The organism is Paraburkholderia sp. 31.1, from assembly GCF_014397645.1.
Classification (GTDB): Bacteria; Pseudomonadota; Gammaproteobacteria; order Burkholderiales; family Burkholderiaceae; genus Paraburkholderia; species Paraburkholderia tuberum.
This window is the reverse complement of sequence record NZ_VZQN01000205.1, coordinates 1-559: the sequence shown is the minus strand read 5'-3', so window position 1 is coordinate 559 and position 559 is coordinate 1. Positions and strand designations below refer to the sequence as shown.

Sequence of the window (559 nt, the reverse complement as noted above, 5' to 3'; positions counted from 1 at the left end):
GGCTTCGAGGCGCTCTGGTACCGCGCGCGCTGGCGCAACCATCATCGTAGCCGGTGGCTGGCGGATCGGCTGCGCATCGCGCAGAAGCCACTCCAAGTGCTCGGCGTTGGCTATTGCCTGCCGCTTGGAGGAGAACCCGAACGGACGCTGGCCGGCGTGATAGCCGCCAAACAACGTCTGCCCGCCTCGCAGGTGCCGCGCGCCGGCTCGAAGCCCATCGAACATGCCCGCTTCGAGGAGGCCGACTGGCTGGTCGACGAACCGGTTGTCGCCGATCGGCTTACTGACGACCACGCGATCGCTGCTCTCGGTCCAGCGAAACAGGTTTTTGTCGGCCCCGGCAACGTGCCGGCCAAGCTGCCCCTCCTGCCGAATAGCGACCTGCAGCTTAACGACCGGTATACCCACACGGACTAATACGCGATGATCATCAGCCCTCCCTTTCTGCCCGAAGCGGGCATCACCTCCACCGATGGCTCGAAGCCGGATCCCATGATGGACGCCGTCGACCAGTTCGAACTGGCGCGCGGCATCTACCCGGTCGCGTCTGACCGGCGCT

The 559-nt window shown here is 65.7% G+C and carries 1 pseudogene; it reads left to right on the top strand.

The annotated features are described in order from the left end of the window. Positions 1-417: pseudogene (locus F6X37_RS36015) on the top strand (hypothetical protein); the annotation flags it as partial. Positions 418-559 lie beyond the last annotated feature (142 nt).